The following is a 23,830-nucleotide window of genomic DNA, read 5'->3' as shown; positions in this document are numbered from 1 at the left end:
CAGTACAGGGGGAAAACGGTCATATCGCTACAACTGAAACGGTTCAGCCAGAATAAAGCAAGGAAGGAATAACAGGAATGATTGCGATCAAGTGCGCTGCTGATTATTGGATCTGCGTCACAAAATCAGCCAATTTAAGATTATTACTGGAGGAATAATTGGGTGTTTTTACGCCAAAAACAAATCGGGCGGCACTCAGGCCGCCCGTGGGTCTTACAGAATAGATTTCGCGGTCGCAACCACATTCTCAACGGTGAAGCCGAACTCTTTGAACAGCAGTTCTGCCGGAGCTGACTCACCGAAGGTGGTCATGCCGACGATAGCGCCGTTCAGGCCGGTGTACTTGAACCAGTAATCTGCGATACCGGCTTCAATTGCCACGCGCGCAGCCACTGCTTTCGGCAGCACGGATTCGCGGTAGGCCGCATCCTGCTTGTCGAACGCATCGGTAGACGGCATGGAAACCACGCGTACCTTACGGCCTTCGGTGGTCAGCTGGTCGTAAGCGGCTACCGCCAGTTCCACTTCTGAACCGGTGGCGATCAGGATCAGTTCCGGCTGACCGGCACAGTCCTTCAGCACATAACCGCCGCGCGCCACGTTCGCCAGCTGCTCAGCCGTACGATCCTGCTGCGCCAGGTTCTGACGGGAGAAAATCAGCGCGCTCGGGCCATCCTGACGCTCGATAGCGTATTTCCACGCCACCGCAGATTCCACCTGGTCACACGGACGCCACAGGCTCATGTTCGGGGTGGTACGCAGGCTCGCCATTTGCTCAACCGGCTGATGCGTCGGACCGTCTTCGCCCAGACCGATGGAGTCGTGGGTGTAAACCATCACCTGACGGATCTTCATCAGCGCCGCCATACGCGCGGCATTACGCGCATATTCCACGAACATCAGGAAGGTGGCGGTGTACGGCAGGAAGCCACCGTGCAGCGCGATACCGTTGGCGATGGCGGTCATACCGAATTCACGCACGCCGTAATGGATGTAGTTACCGGCCGGGTCTTCGTTGATCGGCTTAGAGCCGGACCACATGGTCAGGTTGCTTGGTGCCAGGTCAGCCGAACCGCCGAGGTATTCCGGCAGGATTTTACCGAAGGCTTCGATGGCATTCTGCGACGCTTTACGGCTGGCGATTTTCGCCGGATTCGCCTGCAGCTGCTCAATGAATTTCTGTGACTCTTCCGCCCAGTTCGCCGGCAGTTCGTTGTTCATACGGCGTTTGAATTCAGCCGCCAGCTCCGGGTGCGCCGCCGCGTAAGCCGCGAATTTCGCATCCCATGCCGCTTCTTTCGCCTGACCGGCTTCTTTCGCATCCCACTGCGCGTAAATGTCTGACGGGATTTCAAACGGTGCGTAGTCCCAGCCCAGCTGTTTGCGGGTCAGCGCCACTTCCGCGTCGCCCAGCGGTGCGCCGTGGGAATCATGAGTACCGGCTTTGTTCGGGGAACCGAAACCGATAATGGTTTTGCACATCAGCAGAGAAGGCTTGTCGCTGACCGCTTTAGCTTCTTCCACCGCTTTTTTGATGGCGTCAGCGTCGTGACCGTCCACGCCGCGCACCACGTGCCAGCCGTAGGCTTCAAAGCGTTTTGCGGTGTCGTCGGTGAACCAGCCATCCACATGACCGTCGATAGAGATGCCGTTGTCATCATAGAAGGCAACCAGTTTGCCGAGTTTCAGCGTACCGGCGATGGAGCAGACCTCGTGCGAGATACCTTCCATCATGCAGCCGTCGCCCATAAACACGTATGTGTTGTGGTCCACGATGTCGTGGCCCGGACGATTGAACTGCGCCGCCAGGGTGCGTTCAGCGATAGCGAAACCGACGGCATTGGCGATGCCCTGGCCCAGCGGGCCGGTGGTGGTTTCAACACCAACGGTGCAGCCGTATTCCGGGTGACCTGGAGTTTTGGAATGCAGCTGACGGAAGTTTTGCAGCTCGCTCATTGGCAGATCGTAGCCGCTGAGGTGCAGCAGGCTGTAAATCAGCATCGAGCCGTGGCCGTTAGACAGTACAAAGCGATCGCGCGCGGCCCACTTCGGATTCGCTGGATTATGTTTGAGATAGTCGTGCCACAACACTTCCGCAATATCCGCCATTCCCATCGGGGCACCCGGGTGTCCCGATTTGGCTTTCTGTACTGCATCCATACTTAACGCGCGAATGGCGTTGGCAAGCTCTTTACGAGAGGGCATTTTCTACTCCAGGTCGGATTAATACTTCGCCACTCCTAACTTATTGTAATTAATCAGCTATCAGGCGAAGCAAGGGAAAAGTTGCACATCAATGTACATGAAAATCGGGGCAAAAGTACATGCTACGGGGTGCTAAATTAGGGAGCCTGCGGTTGCAATTTAGCTGCCGTCTGCTAGCCCGCAGAGATAATCGCAGCGAGGGAATGTGACAGGTGGTTGTTTTGACGTAAATAAAAGGAGCGCACAAAGGCGCTCCGTAGCGGCGCGATTTATCGCGCGTTTTGGGCCGCAGCTAAAAACCATGCGCGATAAATCGCGCCGCTACAGGGGATCACCGCTTAAACAGCTGATCCACCATCGAACCTAAATCCAGCTGGTTATCATGCAAACTCTGCTCATCCAGCTGGCCCTGCGGTGACATTTTATCGATCAGTTGCGGCAGCAGCAGCGCCAGTGTCCCGGATGCGCCCGGCACATCAGTACCGAGCTTATCCGCCAGCGACTGCAAATCTGCCTGACCAAACGCCGACTGCATATCGCCGCTGTCCACCGGCTGATTATTGCCGGTGCCAATCCACGAACTCAGCACATCGCCCAGGCCGCCCTGCTGGAACTTATGCAGCAGCACTTCAACGCCGCCCTGCTCCTGTACCCAGTGCCAGATAGCCTGCAATTGGCCCAGCTGATTGCCCGGCCCGGGGCTACCCTCCAACGATCCGACTAAATCATCCAGTAAGCCCATCATGACCTCCGAAGATTAATTGACCGTCAGTAAGTTTAGCCCTTATTGGCCGCCTGCACGTGAAGCATGTCCAGCGCCAGCGTTGCCGCAGCCAGCGAGGTCAGATCGGCATGATCGTAACCCGGTGCCACTTCCACCAGATCCATCCCGACAATATTCATGCCCTGCAAACCACGAATCAGCTTAGTGGCTTTATCAGTGGTCAGGCCACCAATCACCGGCGTGCCTGTGCCCGGGGCGTGGGCTGGATCGAGGCAGTCGATATCGAAGGTCAGATACACCGGCAGATCGCCCACGGTGCGTTTTATTTCCGCCAGGATGTCATCCACGCTGCGGTCGTTCACCTGCGCCGCATCCAGCACGTTAAAGCCGAGGCTCTTATCAAACTCGGTACGGATACCGATCTGCACCGAATGATTCGGATCGATCAGCCCTTCTTTCGGCGCGGTGAAGAACATGGTGCCGTGGTCAAAGGTTGGGCCGTTGGAATAGGTATCGGTGTGCGCGTCAAAGTGCACCAGCGCCATTTTGCCGAAGTGCTTCGCATGGGCGCGCAGCAGCGGCAGCGTGACGTAATGGTCACCGCCGAACGTCAGCATGCGCTTGCCATTTGCCAGCAGCTTTTCGGCGTGCGCCTGCAGTTTGTCAGACAGATCCTGCGAATCGCCGAAGGCGTACACCAGGTCGCCACAGTCCACCACGTTGAGACGCTGGCGCAGATCAAAATCCCACGGCCAGCGGCAGCCTTCCCACGCAAGGTTGGTGGAGATCTGACGGATCGCCCCCGGCCCTAAACGGCTGCCCGGACGGCCTGATGTTGCCGCATCGAAAGGTACGCCGGTGATCACCCACTCAGCATCGCTGTCGTAGGGCTGGAAATTAACCGGAAAACGCATGAAACCAAAGGCGTTCGAAACCAGGGAGTTATCGTATTGATTACCCAGGGTGTTATACATAAATCGTCCTCTTTAGATCCTGAATCAGCGTATTAAGTTATAGGTGAAATATGACCAAAAAAAATCCCTTCCGCGTCGTTAAACCCGACGAGGAAGGGATTTGATGGCGCTGATTATCGCGAAGATTGGCTCCGCCTGCAATTAACGTTCGCGCAAGGCTTCTTTGGCGCGGTTAAACGGTTTAATCAGATAATCCATCACCGTCTTCTCGCCGGTTTTAATATCCACCGTCGCCACCATACCGGGGCTGATCGAGAAACGTTTACCGGCCTTGTTCTGCACAAAATCATGGTCGGTGCGAATATAGACGCGGTAGTAATAAATCTCCGGTTTCACCTCATCCTGGATGGTATCCGGCGAAATGCTCTCCACCACGCCATCGAGGCCGCCATAAATGGAATAGTCATAGGCGGAGATCTTCACCAGCGCTTTCTGATCCGGGTGAATAAACGCGATATCACGCGGGGAGAGACGCGCTTCAATCAGCAAATGATCGTCCATCGGCACGATATTCATCAGTTCGCCATTCGGCGGGATAACCCCCCCCACCGTGGTCACCTTGATATCTTTCACCACGCCGCGCATCGGTGCGCGAATCGTCAGGCGGCTGACCGTATCCTCACGTCCTCTGACCGTCTGCAACAGACTATCGGCCTCCGCCGTGGCTTTCGCCAGATCCTCACGCGCCTGCACATAATATTGCGAGCGCACATCCGTCATCTTCAGTTCAAGGTCCGACTTATCACGCTGTAAACGCAACACTTCGACGCTACTGGCGGCCCCGGTTTTTGCCAGGCGCTGGGTAATCGCCAGCTCGCGGTTCGCCAGATTGAGCGATTGCTGGATTTGCGAGGTTGAATCCTTTAACTGTGCGCGCCGGGTCGTATACAGCCGGGTTTCGGAGGCGATCAGGTCAGGAAATTTATTCAGCGCGGCCGGAAACGTCAGCGGCAGATCGTTGACCTCAGCATTAAGGCGTGCACTGGCCGCCAGCGCAGCACGGTAACGGGCGGCGCTCTCCCCCACGCTGGATTCCGATCGAATCGGGTCCAGTTTCGCCACGATTTGTCCAGCCTCGACATGGCTGCCCTCGTGCACAAAAATATCGTCGAGGATGCCCCCTTCCAGCGATTGCAGCACCTGATCATGGGAGCTGGGGATCACTTTGCCGGTGCCGGTAGAGACTTCATCCAGCACGCCAAACCAGGCCCAGATGCAGCTGACCAACAATAAAAAGAAGCTGATGATGATCAGACGTACCGCGCCTGAATAATGCGTTTCCGATTGCAGATCGCCCGCCAGGTCGTCAGAGCTGTCGCCTTCCGCCGCCACCAGCCGCAGTTTTGCCGGTAAGTGTTTCATGGGTTGACCTCCGGACGCGGATTCGACGCGCGTGGCGGTGGTAACGCATTCTCTTTCGGGCTGTCCATCACCAGTTGTCCCTCTTTTAGTACCAGGATGCGATCCACCAACGCCAGAATGGCCGCCCGGTGGGTAGCGACGATCAGGGTACGGCCATTCAGCCACTGTCCGAGCCGCTCGATAAACTCTTTTTCTGTGTGATCGTCCAGCGATGCGGTGGGCTCATCCAGCAACACGATATTGGGATCGCGCAGCAGCATCCGCGCCAGCAGCACCGACTGGCGCTGACCGCCCGATAGTCCGACACCGCCTTCCATCACCGGATGATCAAGGCCGAGCGGCAAACGGTGGATAAAATCAGCCCCGCCACTCACCACCAGCGCGGCAAAGATGGCGTCATCGGTGGCGTGTGCCGCGCCCATTGTCAGGTTTTCCCGCAATGTGCCGTGGAACAGACGCGCGTTTTGCGTCATCAGGCCCACGTTGCGCCGCACATCTGCCAGATCGATATGCGGCAGGCTGAGGTTATCCAGCAGCAGTTCCCCGCCAATCAGCTCTACGCCGCCAATCATCGCCTGTAACATGGTCGATTTACCGGCCCCGTTACGCCCCAGCACCGCAATGCGTTCGCCCTGTTTGATCGTCAGACGATTGATGCGCAGCGCCACGGTGAGCGTGTCGCTGTAATAACGGAACATCGCGTCGTTAAACTGATAGTTACCAAATAGCACCGGGCAATGAATGCGGGTTTCGTCGGTGCTGTTCTCCACCGGCAGCGCCATCAGGCCATCAAGGCTGGTTTTCGCCGCTTTGACCTGCTGCCAGCGTGCCAGCACGCCGCACAACGTCGCCATCGGCGCGATCATGCGTGATGACAACAGCGATGCCGCCACGATGGCACCGGTGGTGATATCGCCGTCGATAACCATCGGCGCACCAATCACAATCACCGTGGCATAAACCATGCCCTGAATGGTGACGCCCCAGCTCATCAGCGAGTGCATCGCTTTACGCGTCTCCACGCCCGATTGCGCGGTGATGCGAATATAGCTGTTCCACTGTTGCAGAAAGCGGTCCTCCGCCTGCATCAGCTTGATATCCTCCAGCCCCTGCACACTCTCCACCAGCACCGCATTGCGTAAGGTCGATTCCTTCAGCGCCTGCTGCGCCAGCTTCGACAGTTTTTTCTGCATAAACACACCCGGCAGCACCATCAGAATCACCGCCACCGGCGCGACCCACGCCAGCTGCGGAGCGATGATCGCCATCACCAGTAAAAACAGCAGGAAAAACGGCATATCGACAATCGCGGTCACGGTGGTGGAGGTGACCATCTCGCGGATCGCCTCCAGCTCGCGCAGCTGCGAGATAAAGGTGCCGGTGGAACGCGGCACCGCGCTGTTGCGCAGGCGCAGCGCATGACCAAATACCCGGTCGGAGACGCGCATATCCGCCCGCTTGCCGAGCAGATCGGTCACATGATCGCGCCCGACGCGCAGGATGTAGGTGAAGACCACCGAGATAATTACCCCGATATACAGCACATACAGCGTGGGATAGGATTGCGCCGGGATCACCCGGTCATAGACCTGCATCGAAAAGATGATCCCCACCAGCGCCAGCAGGTTGATCAGAAACGATCCCAGCATCACATAACCATAAGGGTGCAGATCTTTCAGTACCAGACGGCGTAACCAGTCCGGTTTCATGGCTTCGAGGTAGCGATCGACACGGCTGTCTTTCGCCGGTGCCAGCGGGCGCAGCGCGGCGGCAAAGCAGATGTCCGGCAGCAGCGCCAGCAGCGAAACGGGCGTCGGCTGTTCATCACCGGCAAAGTGCACACGCACTTCGTCTTCGCCATCGAAGGCAGTGATCACCCCCACCTGGCCATCTACCAGTTCCACAGCCAGCGGCAGACGCCAGTGGGTCAGCTGCCATTTGTCATCCTCATACAGCTGTAACGATAAACCGGCCTGACGCGCCAGATGGCGTAACGCCTTGTCGCGCGTCTGTTTGCCCTGCCACTCGCTGGAGGCGAGGATCATGCCCGGCGAACAGGGTAAGCGATAATGTGTGGCGATCAGGATGATCGCCGTAGCCCATCCGTGTAAGGGAACGCCTCCTTCAGCCTGATCGGGTTTTCCGCCAGGGGCGTCGGGTATTTGCAGTTGCGTCATGGCTGGATCTCCACGGACTGGATCCGCTGATTATTCAAAGCAAACGCCGACCGCATATGCCCGGTGCTATAGAGGCAATCGAGCTGCAGCGAGCGTAACTGGCTGATGGTTTGCTGAAGCGTGAAACGGGTCTGGTACACCTCCTGCTCGGCGTTCAACACATCAAGCAGAGGACGGGTGCCCAGTTGCAGATATTGGTCCTGGTAGAGTTGCTGAGTTTTCTCAGTCAGCTGTTGTTGTCGTCCCAGAATGTTGAGACTGAGGGCAAGGCTTTGTGACTCATTTTGCGATTCACTCAGCTGTTGCCGTGCTTTTAAACGCGCCGAATTGACCGCCGCATTGGCTGAACTGAGTGCATTGGCGGCCGCATCACGACTGGCGGTCATCCCACCGCCCTGATAAATCGGCATCTCCACTTTGACCCACGCGGAATACTGGGTGCGATCCAGCGTTTCGCTGCTGGCATAGTGGTCGTTGAGATAATGGGTAACTTCCGGTTCGAGTGAGATGGTCGGCAGCATTTGCGCGTTGGCGTTATCCAGCTTGGCCTGCGCCTGATTGGCCGCCGCCCAGGCGGCGAGCACCGCCGGAATCAGCCGATCTTCCGCCTGGGATGACTGGCAGGATCGCATCAGCTTTGCGGGAAAATCATCACTAACGTTATTCACCGTGGGCCAGCCGAGATAGGTTGCCAGCGTAGCGCGCCAGCGATCCAGATTGGCCTGATATTGCGTCAGGGTGGTACGCGCCCCTTCAATACGCGCATCGGTTTGCGTGGCATCGGAGAGTGACGCCGCCCCTTCGTCGTTACGCTGGCGGGCCAAATCACCAATTTTACTCAGCGCTGCCAGCTGCTGTCGGGCAATGACCACCAGCTGCTGATAGCCCTGCACTTCAATCAGGGCAGCAGCCGTGTCATGTGCCACTGTGTCGATGCTGACCAGTACGTTGGCCTGCTCCTGCGCCACGCCCGCTTCGGCGGATCGCACTGAGCTGCTGACCTTGCCAAAGTCATACAACATTTGTGATATCGAGAGGACAAAAGAGGGGCTGTAGCCCTTTTCCGTGTAGCTATTGGAGTAGCCGTTATTCATCCCGGCGCTGATTTGTGGATAGTATTTGGCCTTCGCCACATCAACCTGGTCGGCCTGCTCCAACAGCTTTCCCACTGCTTCGGCGATATCCGGATGCCAGTGTACCGCCCGCTGTACTGCCTGATTAAGCGTCAGGGTATCAGGGACGCGGTTCAGCGCGGGTTCCGCCACTTCGCCGGTTAATGAGGGCAGGTCCTGCGGTTGTGACAGACCCTGTGTGGTAATGCGACCGGCCCTGGTCAGGGCAGTATCAGCCGCACTTGCTTGTGAATGAGTGAGAAAGGCAATGCCAGCACAGAAAACGCTGAGCTTCCAGGAACGGCGAGATAGTGCGCTTGATTGCATCAGGTCCATCGATAGTCCACCCGTGATTGATAGAAACAGGCACATCCTTGTGCCCCGGTTCATCCCTGCCTGCCCCACAGCGCTTACGCCGTATGGGTTTGATGCGGTTGTTGCAGCAACTCCTCCAGTGATGCGTTAGTGCCTTCCAGCGTCACCAGCTGGGTACTGCTGTACGCCGTACCTGTGCCATCACGGTCAATCGAGAGCACGGTGCTGCCATCAGCGGTATGATCCACTTTCACAAAATCATTAATGTTACTTGTGTCGTCATTCCAGCCGATAAGCAGGTTGCTGACGTCGATCTTGTCGCCATTTGTGACCGAGAAATCAGTCCAGGTATCGTGACCATTGCCACCCGTGGCATCGGCGCTGTTCAGCAGGTGGTAAACCAGCGTATCTGTTCCGGCACCCGAGGTGATGGTGTCGTCATAGGCGCTACTGGTCAGCGTATCCGCCCCGGCGGTGCCGGTGATGGTCGGATGCAGCTCAATGGTGAACGAGTTGCTGATCAGGGTGCCGTCGGTTGACGCCAGGGTGTAGCTGAACACTTCCTTATGCGTGATGCTTTGCACGTTAATCTCGGCACTCAGCGCGTAGGTGTAGCTACCATCGGCAGCAATGCTCAACGTACCGTAATCCCCCGCCACCAGGGTGTTACCGCTACTGCTCACGGTCGTGGTGTCACCATGTTCATTAGCGATGGTCAGCGTACCGGTGTGACTGGTACTGCTGTCAGCCCAGATGCTGCCGCTGACCGAATGGTCGCTATCAGTGGTGGTGGTGGTTTCCGCGAACAGGCTGTTGGTGGTCAGCAACGAGGCCGTGGCAGTAGCGTGCACCAGCGAAACCGACAGCGTGGCGGTGGTCACCACACCCTGGGCATCCGTCACCGAATAACTAAAGGTGTCGGCGGCTGGCAGGGTGTCGATATCCAGACCGGCCTTCAGCGTATAGGTGTAGTTACCGTGTGAGTCGATGGTCAACGTGCCATAGGTGGTGCTGAACGAGGTACTTGTCCCCACCGTATGACCCGAAACCGAGGTCACTGCGGTACCCGATGGCACCGTACCCGCTACCGAGCTGGTGTCGTTGGTCAGCAGATTGCCGGTCACCGTTGCAGCCACCGTTACCGCCATCACCGTGGTATCCGTCACGGTGGTGATGATGGTGGTTGGCAACACCGAGATACCAGAACTGGCCCCCAATACCACCGCATAAGTTCCCGTTCCGAGGTTGGAATAGGTCACATTGGCCCCCGTCTGCAAACCAATGGTCAGGAGCGTCGTGATGTAGTTCGCAGTGCTGGCCTTCAATGCCCAGGTACCATCCGACTGCTGCTGATACAAATACAGCGTGTAGTTACCAATCAGACCCACCAGGGTGTTAGTAGCACCGTTCAGGGTGACAGTACGGGTATCGTCATTCCCCACACTGAATATATAAGCGTTTCCATTCGATAACACATTGACGCCCAGCAGGCTTCCCAGGTTGGCACTTAACAACGAGGTGTGGGACACGCTGGTGGTACCGTTATTCACCGTCGTGGTGGTGGTGGAGTAATCCACCTCTGCCGCATCATTAACCGCGACAATTTTGATGGCACCCAGCACCGTGGCGGTTGGTGAGGTGTTACCCGCCGCATCGGTCAGGGAGACAGACAACGTTGCCCCGGTAGTCTGCGCGGTGGTCAGCGTGACCGAGAAGCTGCCGGTGACGCCGACGGTGCCAGTACCGATGGTGTTACCTCCGGCATCTTTCACCGTCACCGTGGTGCCCGCTTCGCCCGTACCGGTCAGTGTGGTACCCGCCGAGTTGACCGCCAGCGCGGTGGCAGCTGTCGGTGCCACGGTATCCACATTCACCGTCGCCGTGGTGATGTTACTGACATTGCCTGCCGTATCCGTTGCTGTGACGCTTATCGGATGAGAACCGTCAGCCAGCACCGCTGTGGTAAAACTCCATGTCCCACTGGCTCCAACCGTGACAGAACCGATGATGGTCGCACCATCATAAATGGTGACACGACTGCCCACCTCTGCCGTACCGCTCAGTACCGGCGTGGTGTCTCTGGTATAGCCACCATTCGGTATCGTCACGTTTGGCGTGACGTTATCGGCGGTGACCGTCAGCGTCGAAGCCGTCGGTGCCACCGTATCCACCGTCAGCGTGACTGACGCGTTCGGGCTGACGTTGCCCGCCGCATCGGTGGCGGTGACATTCAGGGTGTGGGTGCCTTCAGTCAGGGTGCTGGTGGTAAAGCTCCATGCCCCACTGCTGGCCGCCGTGGTGGTGCCAAGCAACGTCGCACCGTCGTAGATGGAGATCTTCGCCCCGGCTTCCGACGTGCCACTCAGCAACGGCGTGTTGTCATTGGTGGTGCCATTGTTGGGAATGGCCACCGCCGTACCGCCGTTGTTGTTGCTGGCCGCCAGGCCGGTCACCGCTGCCGGTGCCACAGTATCGATGATCACGCTGGCGGAGGTAGTACCACTGACGTTACCCGCCAGGTCAGTCACCGTGACACTCAGCGGATGGGTGCCATTGGTCAGCGTGGCGGTGGTGAAGCTCCAGGTACCGCTTCCCCCTACGGTTAACGTACCCAGCACCGTGCTGCCGTCATAGATGGTGACTTTGCTGCCGATTTCTGCCGTACCGCTCAGCGTAGGTGTCGTGTCGTTGGTCGAGCCGCCACTCGGCACCACCGTGTTGGTCACATCATTCGTTACCACCAGCGTTGAAGCCGTCGGCGCCACAGTATCGACGATCACGGTCGCCGACGTGGCCGGGCTGACGTTACCGGCCGCATCTTTCACCGTCACGCTCAGCGGATGCGTACCGTTGCTCAGCGCGCTGGTGGTGAAGGTCCATGCGCCCCCCGTGCCCACCGTCACGGAACCCAGCACCGTACTGCCATCAGTAATGGTGACGACTGACCCCGCTTCTGCCGTGCCGCTCAGAGTTGGCGTGTTGTCGTTGGTGTAGCCACCACTCGGTATCGTCACGTTTGGCGTGACGTTATCGGCGGTGACCGTCAGCGTCGAAGCCGTCGGTACACCGGTATCCACCGTCAGCGTCACGGACGCATTCGGGCTGACGTTGCCCGCCGCATCGGTGGCAGTGACGTTCAGGGTGTGGGTGCCATCAGCCAGCGTCGATGTGGTGAAGCTCCATGCCCCGTTGCTGCCTGCGGTCACCGTACCCAGCAATGTCGCACCATCATAAATGGCGACTTTGCTGCCCGCTTCCGCCGTGCCACTCAGGGCTGGGGTGTTGTCGTTAGTGCTGCCGTTGTTGGGGATCGCCACTGGCGTACTGCCATTGTTGTTGCTGGCCACCAGACCGGTCACCGCTGCCGGTGCCACCGTATCGATAATCACGCTGGCAGAGGTGGTGCCACTGACGTTGCCCGCCAGGTCAGTCACCGTGACGCTCAGTGGATGAGTGCCGTTGGTCAGCGTGGCGGTGGTAAAGCTCCAGGTGCCGCCTGCACCAACCGTCACCGTACCCAGCACCGTGCTGCCGTCAGAGATAGTGACTTTGCTGCCCACTTCTGCCGTACCACTCAACACTGGCGTGCTGTCGTTGGTCGAACCGCCATTCGGTACCACCACACCCGCCGCATCGTTGGTAATGACCAGCGTCGAGGCTGCCGGTGCGACGGTATCGACAATCACCGTCGCCGACGTGGCCGGGCTGACGTTACCCGCCGCATCTTTCACCGTCACGCTCAGCGGATGCGTACCATTACTCAGCGCGCTGGTGGTGAAGCTCCATGCACCTCCCGCGCCTGCTGTCACAGAACCCAGCACCGTGCTGCCGTCAGAGATGGTGACCACCGCACCTGCTTCCGCCGTGCCGCTCAGGGTTGGCGTGTTGTCGTTGGTGTAGCCACCACTCGGTATCGTCACGTTTGGTGTGACGTTATCGGCGGTAACCGTCAGCGTTGAAGCGGTTGGTACGCCGGTATCCACCGTCAGGGTCACGGACGCGTTCGGGCTAACGTTGCCCGCCGCATCGGTGGCGGTGACGTTCAGGGTATGAGGACCATCAGCCAGCGTCGATGTGGTGAAACTCCACGCCCCGTTGCTGCCTGCGGTCACCGTACCCAGCACGGTAGTGCCATCAGAGATGGTGATTTTGCTGCCTGCTTCCGCCGTGCCACTCAACAACGGTGTGTTGTCGTTGGTGCTACCGTTGTTAGCAATCGCCACTGGCGTACTGCCATTGTTGTTGCTGGCAGCAAGGCCAGCTATCGCCGCTGGCGCTACGGTATCGATGATCACCGTCGCCGAGGTGGTGCCACTGACGTTACCCGCCAAATCAGTCACCGTGACGCTCAGCGGGTGAGTACCATCGAGCAAGGCAGTTGGGATAAAGCTCCAGGTACCACCCGCGCCAACCGTTACCGTACCCAGCACCGTGCTGCCGTCAGAGATGGTAACTCTGCTGCCAACTTCCGCCGTACCGCTCAGGGTTGGCGTGTTGTCATTCGTCGAACCGCCGTTCGGAACCACCGTGCTGGTGACATCGTTGGTCACTACCAGCGTGGAAGCCGCCGGTGCCACAGTATCGACAATCACCGTCGCCGAGGTGGCCGCACTGACGTTACCCGCCGCATCTTTCACCGTCACGCTCAGCGGATGCGTACCGTTACTCAGCGCGCTGGTGGTGAAGCTCCATGCGCCACCTGCGCCTGCCGTCACGGAACCCAGCACCGTGCTGCCGTCAGAGATGGTGACCACCGCACCCGCTTCCGCCGTGCCGCTCAGGGTTGGCGTGTTGTCGTTAGTCGAGCCGCCGCTCGGTATGGTCACGTTTGGCGTGACGTTATCAGCGGTGACCGTCAGCGTCGAAGCAGTTGGTGCCGTAGTATCCACCGTCAGGGTCACGGACGCGTTCGGGCTGACGTTGCCCGCCGCATCGGTGGCGGTGACGTTCAGGGTATGAGGACCATCAGCCAGCGTCGATGTGGTGAAGCTCCACGCCCCGTTGCTGCCTGCGGTCACGGTACCCAGCACGGTAGTGCCGTCAGAGATGGTGATTTTGCTGCCTGCTTCCGCCGTACCACTCAACAACGGTGTGTTGTCGTTGGTAATGCCGTTGCTGGCAATCGGTATCGCCGTGGTGCCGTTGTTGTTGCTGGCAGCCAGGGTCACCGCGCCCGGTGCCACGGTATCAATCACTACCGTAGCCGTGCTGGATGCCACACTGACGTTACCTGCCGCATCGGTCGCCCTGACGCTCAGCGCATGACTGCCCTCGGCGAGGGTGGCGGTGGTGAAACTCCAGATGCCGCCCGCACTCGCCGTAGCAGAACCCAGCACCGTGGTGCCATCATAAATAGTGACCACGCTGTTCGCTTCCGCCGTACCGCTCAGGGTTGGCGTGCTGTCGTTGGTGGAACCGCCATTCGGTACTACTGCGCTGGTGACATCATTGGTCACCACCAGCGTTGCGGCAGCCGGTGCATGGGTATCCACCGTGAACGTCACCGCTGTGGAGTTGCCGCTGGCATTACCGGCTGCATCGGTCGCCGTTACGCTCAGAGTATGCGAACCGTTGCTGAGGGTCGGAGTATTGTAGCTCCAGTTACCCGAGGCATTCGCGATGGTGGAACCTACCACGCTGGTGCCATCGTAAATGGTGATCACCGCATTCGCCTCTGCGGTACCGGTGAGCAATGGCGTGCTGTCATTGGTTGAACTGCCGTCAGCAATGGCCACTGGCGTGCCGCTGCTGTCGTTGCTAACCACCAAATCAGCCACGGTAGCCGGAGCAACGGTATCGACGGTGATATTGATGGTATCGGAGGTGGCACCAGGGTTACCCAGGCCATCCACCGTGGTGATGAACAGACCATGCGCACCATCAGCCAGCGCCGGTGAAGGCGTGAAGGTCCACTGCCCACTGGCATCCACCAGCACTGAACCCAGTACCGTCGCCCCATCGTGAATGGTGATGATGTCATTCTCTGCGGCCAGGCCGCTCAGAACCGGCGTACTGTCTTTGGTATCGGCACCATTGGACAGCTGCACCAGAGTACTGCCGCTATCGTCGGTAATTTCCAGCGTACTGGTGGCTGGCGGTTGTCCGGCGCTGATGATGAGATCAAACGCTGGCGATGAGGCCGCACTGACGTTCCCTGCCGGATCCGTCACGGTGACGGTGAAGCTATGGTTGCCATTACTCAGGGCCGCAGGCGTGAAGCTCCATGCCCCTGCCGCAGCCGTGACGGTGCCAAGCAACGTGGTGCCATCGTAGATGGAAACCACATCACCGGTCGCCGCGCTACCGCTCAACGTAGGCGTGTTGTCATCCGTGGTGTCGCCACTGGCCAGCTCACCGGTCTGCGCACCGGCATCATCCGTCACCACCAGATCGTTCACCGCATCCGGCGCGATGGTATCGATGGTTACGGTGTAGTCCGCAGACAATGCGCTGGTATTACCCGCCGCATCGGTCACTGATACCGTATAAGTGTAGGAACCGTCAGTCAGTGCGGTCGTTTCAAAACGCCAGGTACCGTTATCCGCCACCGTCGTGGTGCCAATTAAGGTGCCATCCTGGAAGATATTGATGGTATCCCCGGCCGCCGCGTTACCGCGCAGCACCGGCGTGTTATCGTCGGTCGAGCCATTATTCGCCACCAGCACCGGCGTGGTGCCGTCGTTGTCATAAATAGCGAAGTTACTGACCGGATCAGGCACGACGTTGTTCACCGTAACGGTGACGGAAGTGGTTGAACTGACGTTGCCTGCCTCGTCGGTGACGGTGACATTTAACGTATGGGTCGCATTCGACAAGGTCGAGGTGATGTAGCTCCAGTTGCCGGAGCCATCTGCTGCCACCGATCCCAGCAACGTCGCGCCATCATAGACCGTGACGATGCTGTTTGCTTCCGCCGTACCGCTCAGCTCAGGAGTGTTGTCGTTGGTACTGCCGCCATCCGCGATGGTTACCGCAGGCGTGCTGTTGTTGTTTTGCAACAGCAGATCGCCCACCGGTTCCGGTGCTGTCGCATCGACCGCCACCGTGATGGTAGTGGAGGCGGTACTGACGTTACCGAATGTATCGGTGACTGTGGCGCTCAGGGTATGGGTGCCGTCCGTCAGCGTCGGTGCACTAAAGCTCCAGTTGCCGGAGCCATCAGCAGCAACCGAACCAATTACCACCGTGCCATCATAGATAGTGATGATGCTGCTGGCTTCTGCCGTACCGGTCAGCAATGGCGTGTTGTCGTTGGTAGTTGCACCATCCGCCAGAGGAACCGGTGTGGTACCGTTGTCATCGCTGACGACCAGGCTGGTGGGGTCAGGTTGTGCGGTATCCACCGTGAAGGTGATCGGCGTCGATGCCGCGCTGGTGTTGCCAGCCGCATCGGTGACGGTCACGCTCAGGCTGTGCGAGGCATCGCTCAGCGTCGGGGTGTTGAAACTCCACTGCCCATTGCTGTCTACCAGCACGCTCCCCAGCACCGTCGAGCCATCCAGGATGGTCACGGTGCTGCCTGCTTCTGCCGTACCAGCCAGCAACGGCGTGCTGTCACCCGTGGTGCTGCCGTCAGTGATCGCGGTTGGTGTGGTGCCGTTATCGTTGCTGAGCGTAATGCCCGCCGCAGGGTCTGGCGCGGTGGCATCAACAACCAGGCTGATGGTCGCCGGGATACTGGCGTTTCCGGCTGCATCGGTTGCCGTCACGCTCAGAGTATGGGAACCATCTGCCAGCGCGCTGGTAGTGAAGCTCCAGGTACCCGCGTCCCCGACGGTAACGGAACCCAGCACGCCATTCTCATCAGAGATAACGATAATGCTGCCGGCATCTGCTGCACCACTCAGCACTGGCGTGTTGTCGTTGGTCAGCCCGCCATCGGGGATCGCTACCGGATCGGTGCCTGCATCGTTGGTCAGTGCCAGATTGCTTGCCGCAGACGGAGCTACGGTATCCACGGTCAGCGCGATCGGTGCAGTCGGATCGCTGACGTTACCCGCCACATCCGCAACGGTCACGCTCAGACTATGTGTGCCGTCATTTAACGTCGGTGTGGTGAAACTCCAGTTACCCTCAGCATCGGTGATAGCGGTGCCCAGCACATTGCTGCCATCCGACACGGTCACGATACTGTTCGCTTCCGCAGTACCACTCAGCACTGGCGTGTTGTCGTTAGTGGAACCGCCTGCCGCGATTGTTGTACCGTTCTGGTCATTGGTCAGCACCAGATTATCTGCCGCCGCAGGTGCTTCACTGTCAACAGTGAAATCCACCGTGGCCGAGTTGGCGCTGGTGTTACCCGCAGCATCGCTGACGGTGACACTCAGACTGTGCGGCCCCTGGTCCAGCTCAGAAGTGATAAAGGTCCAGCTGCCATCCGCCCCGGCGGACGTAGTGCCGAGCAGGGTGTTGCCGTCATAGATGCTAACGATGCTGCCTGCTTCAGCGGTACCGGTCAGCTCTGGTGTCGCATCGTTGGTAAGGTTACCTTCGGTGATCGGCACCAGCGTACTGCCTTCGTTGTTGTTAACAACCAGGTCAGTCACCGGATCCGGCGCCGTCGTGTCGATGTCGAAGTTCAGCGCCGCCGAGGATGGACCGGTATTGCCAGCAGCATCGGTCACGGTGATGCTCAACGCATGGTTACCATCAGGCAATGGCGTGGTGATGAAACTCCAGTTGCCGCTGCCATCGGTGGTTACGCTGCCAATCGCATCTGTGCCGTCATAAATGGTAATCAGGCTATTCGGCTCTGTTGTACCACTTAATACTGGCGAGTTGTCATTGGTGATGCCACCATTGGCAATCGGAATTTCCGAACTGCCGTTGTTGTTGTTGAGCGCAAAATCCGCTGCGTCAGGTGCGGTGGTATCCACCGTCAACGCCACCATATTGCTCGGTGCGCTGATATTACCGGCCGGATCGGTTTCGGTGACCATCAGGTTGTGATCGCCATCAGTCAACGTCTGTAGTGTGACACTCCATGCGCCGGTAGTGGCATCCGCCAGAACCGTACCGATCAGCGCCATGTTGTCATAAATGCTGATGATACTGCCCGCTTCTGCCGTACCGCTCAGCGTTGGGGTGCTGTCATTGGTCAGGCCGTTCAGCGTATCGCCATTGTCATTGGTCGCCGTCAGATTGGTAACCGGATCCGGAGCCGTGGTGTCCACCGTCAGAAGGATCGGATCGGAAGCCGCACCGGTATTCCCTGCCGGATCGGTGACGGTGGTGGTCAGGCTGTGATCGCCCTGATCCAGCGTCGGTGAGGTAAAGCTCCAGTTACCATCGCTATCGACAATGGCACTACCCAGCACGTTAGTACCATCGGAAACGGTTACGGTGCTGCCCGCTTCGGCGGTTCCGCTCAATACCGGGGTGGTATCGTTGGTCGCGCCCGTGGTAATCGGCACCAGTGCTCCGCTGTTGTCGTTACTGAGTTGCAGATTATCGGCAACTGCCGGGGCGGTGGTATCAATGGTGACAGCGATGGGATCCGAAACCGGGCCAACGTTACCTGCCGCATCCGTCACGGTGGTGGTCAGGTTGTGATCGCCTTCGTCCAGCGCCGGGGTGGTGAAGCTCCAGTTACCATTGCCATCTACCGTTGCCGTGCCCAGCACGTTAGTGCCATCGGAAACCGTGACCGTGCTGCCCGGTTCGGCAGTTCCACTCAACACCGGCGTGGTGTCGTTGGTCGCGCCACCTGCGGCAATCGGCACCGGAGTACCGCTGGTATCATTGCTCAATTGCAGGCCGGTCGCCGCCGCTGGCGGCTGAGTATCCACCGTAAACGCCACCGGATCGGAAACGACGCTGGTGTTACCTGCCGGATCGGTCACGGTGGTGGTCAGGCTGTGTGAGCCTTCGCTCAGTTCCGGCGTGGTGAAGCTCCAGTTGCCGGCGTTATCCACAGTTGCCGTACCCAGCACCACGCTGCCGTCGGAGATCGTGACAGTGCTGCCCGCCTCGGCAGTGCCGCTTAACACTGGCGTGGTATCGTTGGTCGCACCGGAGGTGATCGGGACGGATGAGCCGCTGGAATCATTACTCAGCAGCAGACCCGCTGCCGCTGCCGGAGCGGTGGTATCGATGGTGACCGCAATCGGATCCGATGCGTCTCCCACGTTACCTGCCGCATCGGTGACAGTGGCGGTCAGGCTGTGATCCCCCTCATCCAGCGCCGGGGTGGTGAAGCTCCAGTTACCGTTGCCATCTACAACTGCCGAACCCAGCACGTTAGTGCCATCGGATATCGTGACGGTACTGCCCGGTTCTGCGCTGCCACTTAACACCGGCGTGGTGTCGTTGGTGGTGCCGCCTGCGGCAATCGGGATGGAGGTACCACTCTCGTCGTTACTGAGCTGCAAGCCTGTCGCCGCCGCTGGAGCCGTTGTATCAACGGTGAAATCAATCGCCGCAGACGGTGGACTGGTGTTTCCTGCCGGATCGGTCACGGTGGCCGTCAGGCTGTGCGCACCCTCACCCAGTTCCGGCGTGGTGAAGCTCCAGTTGCCGTCGTTATCAGCGGTGACTGTACCCAGCACCGAGCCATTGTCAGCAACCGTCACGGTGGTGCCCGGATCGGCGGTGCCGCTCAGTACTGGCGTGGTGTCGTTAGTCGCCCCCCCAGCGGCAATAGCGACGGGTGTGCCGCTGGTATCATTACTCAGCAGCACATCGCCCGCTACCGCCGGGGCGGTAGTATCGATGGTGACGGTGACCGGATCCGAAGCAACACTGGTGTTACCCGCCGGATCGGTGACGGTGGCGGTCAGGCTGTGGTCACCCTCACCTAATGGCGTGGTGGTAAAGCTCCAGTTACCGTCGCTGCCTACCGTTGCCGTACCCAGTACGGTGCTACCGTCAGAGACAGTCACGGTACTGCCCGGCTCTGCCGTACCACTTAATACTGGCGTGGTGTCGTTGGTGACACCGCCATCCGCAATCGGCTCCGGTGTGCCACTCAAATCATTGCTGAGTTGCAGCCCGGTGGCGGCATCAGGTGCAGTCGTGTCCACATTCACGGCGATCGGGCTGGAGGCCGGACCGGTGTTGCCTGCCGCATCGGTGACGGTGGTGGTCAGACTATGGTCGCCTTCATCCAGCGTCGGGGTGGTAAAGCTCCATTTACCGTCGCTATCCGTCGTGGTAGTGCCCAGCAGCGTGCTGCCGTCAGAGACAGCGACAGTACTACCCGGCTCAGCCGTACCACTCAATACCGGGGTGGTGTCATTGGTGGCACCGGAGGTGATCGGTACGGGAGTGCCGCTTGAATCATTGCTCAGTTGAATATTGTCAGCAGCCGCTGGCGGGGTGGTATCCACGGTGAACACGAAGGGACTGGATGGATCACTGGTATTTCCCGCCTGGTCGGTTACCGTGATGGTCAGGCTATGCTCGCCTTCCGTCAGGGTGGGTAACGTGAAGCTCCAGTTACCATCGGTATCCGCCGTGGTGGTACCCAGCAAAGTGTCATCATCAAGGATCGATACGATGGAATTCGGTTCGGCGCTACCGCTCAGCACCGGGGTGTTATCATTCGTGGCGCTGCCTGGTTCGATCGGAACTGGCGTACCGCTTTCGTCATTGCTGAGCTGCAACCCACCTGTAGCCCCCGTTGCTACCGTATCAATAGTGATATTAATGGTAGCGGAGTCGGTCACATTGCCATTGATATCGGTGATGCTGGCATGAAACGCGTGCGCACCATCAGCCAGCGCGGTTGGCGTAAAGACCCATTGACCATTACCGTCTGCGGTTACGCTGCCCAGCACCGTGGTGCCGTCATACAGGGTGATCAGGTTGTTAGCACCCGACAGACCACTAAGCACTGGTGTGCTGTCGTGGGTAAAATCACCGTCACTCAACTGTACCAGTGTGTTGCCCGTGTCATCTGTCACCTGCAACGAGCTGGTGGCTGGCGGCAGGTCGGCATTGATGGTCACGTTGAACGGGGTGGTCGCCGGGCTGACATTACCTGCCGCATCGGTCACGGTGGCGGTCAGGCTGTGGCTGCCGTTGGTCAGCGCATCTGGCGTAAAGCTCCAGCTGCCGTCACTGCCCACGGTAACGGTGCCCAGCAAAGTATTGCCATCGTAAACGCTGACAACGCTATTCGCTTCAGCCTGACCACTGAGAGTGGGCGTGTTGTCATCACTGAAACCACCGGAGGTGAGCGGTCCCTGGCTGTCACCAACGTTATCCGTCACTACCAGGCCGCTGACTGCGGCAGGCGGTGTCGTGTCAACGGTAAAGGTGACTGGCGCGGTGGCCGGACTGGTATTGCCTGCCGCATCCGTCACCGTGGTAGTCAGGCTGTGGTTGCCGTCGGTCAACTGAGGCGTGGTGTAGCTCCAACTGCCATCAGGGTTGACCGTGGCCGTACCCAGCACTGTGGTGCCATCGGAAATAGTCACCGTGCTGCCCGGCTCAGCCGTTCCGCTCAGCTGTGGCGAACTGTCATTCGTTGCGCTTCCTGCCGTAATCGGCACGACAGTGCTACCGTCGTTGTTACTGAGCTGCAAGTCACCCGCCGCCGTCGGCGCCTGAGTATCAATGGTGATATTGATGGTGATGGAATCGGTGATGTTGCCAGTGCCGTCCGTGCTGGTGGCATGGAAGGCATGAGCACCATCTGCCAGCGCAGCCGGGGTAAAGCTCCACTGCCCGTTACTGTCTGCGGTGACGCTGCCCAATACGGTGGTACCGTCATAGAGGGTGATCAGAGTATTGGCAACCGACAGACCGCTCAGTACCGGCGTGTTGTCATTGGTGCTGGCTCCGTTGCTCAGTTGCACCAGAGTGTTGCCATTGTCGTTCGTCACCTCCAGCGAACTGGTGGCTGGTGGCACACCGGCATTCACGTCAACGACAAATGCCGGGGTCGCTGCACTCACATTACCGGCGTTGTCCGTCACCGTCACCGTCAGGCTATGATTGCCATTGGTCAGCGCCGGGGTGGTAAAGCTCCAGTTTCCGTTAACGTCAGTAGTCGCATTCCCCAACAGCGTGGTGCCGTCATAAATACTGATCAGACTGTTCGGTTCCGCCTGACCGCTCAGCGTTGGCGTGTTGTCGTCCGTCGCCTCTCCGGAAGTCAACGCCCCCTGGCTATCACCCACATTATCCGTTACCGTCAGCCCGCTGGCTGCCGCAGGAGGTGTGGTATCGACGGTAAAGTTGATGGGATCGGACGCCGGGCTGGTATTGCCTGCCGGATCGGTGACGGTGGTGGTCAGGCTGTGCTGACCCTCACCCAAAGTCGGGGTAGTGAAGCTCCAGTTACCGTCACTCCCCACAACCGCCGTGCCGAGTACCGTGGTGCCATCCGAAATGGTGACAGTACTGCCTGGTTCAGCGGTCCCTGTCAGTAGCGGGGTGGTATCGTTGGTCGAACTGTCCGCAGGAACCGGAACTATCGTACTGCCGTCGTTGTTGCTGAGATGCAAATCACCGGCGGCTTCCGGTGCCACCGTATCGATGTTGATGATAATGGTGTTGGAGTCAGTCTGATTACCCTGAGCATCAGTGATGGTGGCGTGGAAGCTATGCGATCCATCAGCCAGTGCGGCTGGCGTAAACACCCATTGGCCGTCACTGCCTGCCACGACGCTGCCCAGCAACGTATTACCGTCATAAAGGGTGATAACCGCGTTCGCCGTCGCCAGGCCGCTCAGTACCGGTGTATTGTCATGCGTGCTGGCACCGTCGCCCAGTTGTTTTGGGGTGTTGCCACTGTCATCGGTGACCTGCAAGCTGGTGGTAGCCGGAGCAAGTGTGTCAACGGTCAGGTCAAAGGCTGGCGTGGCGGCACTGACGTTGCCAGCCGCATCGGTGACCGTGACGGTCAGGCTATGGTTACCGTTACTCAGCACCGGAGTCGTGAAACTCCAGTCACCATTGGAACCGACGGTGACCGTGCCGAGCAGTGTAGTGCCATCGTAAATGCTAACGGTGGCACCCGCCTCAGCCTTACCGCTTAACGTTGGCGTATTGTCATCGGTGGATTCGCCGGAAGTCAGCGGCCCTTGCGTACCGCCGACGTTATCGGTCACCACCAAATCACTTGCCGCTACCGGGGCAACGGTATCGACGGTGAAGTTGATCGGATCTGACGCAGCGCTGGTGTTACCTGCGGGGTCGGTCACGGTGGTGGTCAGGCTATGTGAACCCTCCGCCAGCGTGGGCGTAGTGTAGCTCCAGGTCCCGTCAGAGCGGACAGTCACGGTGCCCAACAGGGTGCTGCCGTCGTAGATGCTGACCGTGCTGCCTGCTTCCGCAGTACCGGTTAAGGTTGGCGTGGTGTCATCGGTGCTCGATCCGCTGGTAATCGCCCCCTGAATGGAGCCTGCGGTATCTGTCAGAACCAGGTTAGTGGCGACACCCGGTGCCGTGGTATCACCACCGCCACCGCCATTGTTACCGCCACCGTTGTTACCCCCACCGCCATTGTCACCGCCGCCGCCGTTATCGCCGCCGCCAGCATTGCTGCTACCGCCGCCACCGCTGCTGGAACCGGCAAACATCGCAGCAATCCCCGCCAGCGCGGCACCACCGAGACCAAAGGCGGCAATCGCACCATCATGTGTGGTGTTTTCCGCCAACAGCCCATCGGTACTGTCGATATTCAGATACTGGAAGCCATCCTCCCCCGGATGCTCTACCCACCACAATGCTCCATTGTGGTCCTGCAATACCAGGTCGCTCTCACCATTTGGACCATAAAAATTATGAATAACAAGAACTTCACCCGATTTCGTGGTGACAATAAGATCATTGCCGTTGCGTGTGTAGGATTTAATATCTGACTTTTCAAGTTTGAGCTGAATTACACTCGGAGAGGTCAACTTTACTTCGTTGCCATTCAGCACCGACGCGATGGTGCCTCCTTTAGGCGTGACTGAGATATTATTCATTTCTCTATTTTCCACCGAAGGTTATCTGAATCCATAAAAACGC

The 23,830-nt window shown here is 58.9% G+C and carries 7 protein-coding genes; all 7 read right to left on the bottom strand.

Annotation, left to right across the window (positions count from 1 at the left end):
- Positions 1-213: 213 nt before the first annotated feature.
- Positions 214-2,205, bottom strand: a complete 1,992-nt coding sequence (gene tkt, locus RCF31_RS16930; protein WP_416411775.1) for a transketolase — start codon at positions 2,203-2,205, stop codon at positions 214-216.
- A gap of 331 nt (positions 2,206-2,536) precedes the next feature.
- The gene (locus RCF31_RS16925) at positions 2,537-2,950 is read right to left on the bottom strand and encodes a YidB family protein (RefSeq protein ID WP_416411774.1); all 414 of its coding nucleotides are present in this window, start codon (positions 2,948-2,950) and stop codon (positions 2,537-2,539) included.
- A 32-nt stretch (positions 2,951-2,982) separates the two neighbouring features.
- A complete protein-coding gene (speB, locus tag RCF31_RS16920) occupies positions 2,983-3,903 on the bottom strand; it encodes an agmatinase (RefSeq protein ID WP_299459981.1) in 921 nt (306 codons plus the stop codon).
- A 141-nt stretch (positions 3,904-4,044) separates the two neighbouring features.
- The gene (locus RCF31_RS16915) at positions 4,045-5,265 is read right to left on the bottom strand and encodes an HlyD family type I secretion periplasmic adaptor subunit (RefSeq protein ID WP_416411773.1); all 1,221 of its coding nucleotides are present in this window, start codon (positions 5,263-5,265) and stop codon (positions 4,045-4,047) included.
- Positions 5,262-7,442 carry a type I secretion system permease/ATPase gene (locus RCF31_RS16910; RefSeq protein WP_416411772.1) on the bottom strand — a complete coding sequence of 727 codons (2,181 nt, stop codon included), beginning with the start codon at positions 7,440-7,442 and terminating at the stop codon, positions 5,262-5,264. The genes RCF31_RS16915 and RCF31_RS16910 overlap by 4 nt, the downstream gene beginning before the upstream one ends.
- On the bottom strand, positions 7,439-8,890 hold the full coding sequence (locus tag RCF31_RS16905) for a TolC family outer membrane protein (protein WP_416411771.1): 1,452 nt from the start codon (positions 8,888-8,890) through the stop codon (positions 7,439-7,441). Before RCF31_RS16905 ends, RCF31_RS16910 begins: the two co-directional genes overlap by 4 nt.
- A gap of 74 nt (positions 8,891-8,964) precedes the next feature.
- The gene (locus tag RCF31_RS16900) at positions 8,965-23,787 is read right to left on the bottom strand and encodes an Ig-like domain-containing protein (protein ID WP_416411770.1); all 14,823 of its coding nucleotides are present in this window, start codon (positions 23,785-23,787) and stop codon (positions 8,965-8,967) included.
- Between the last annotated feature and the right edge of the window lie 43 nt (positions 23,788-23,830).

Source organism: Pantoea sp. App145 (genome assembly GCF_047947045.1).
GTDB lineage: Bacteria > Pseudomonadota > Gammaproteobacteria > Enterobacterales > Enterobacteriaceae > Pantoea.
Note: the sequence above shows the minus strand (reverse complement) of the source record. Positions and strands in the feature narration are given on the sequence as shown.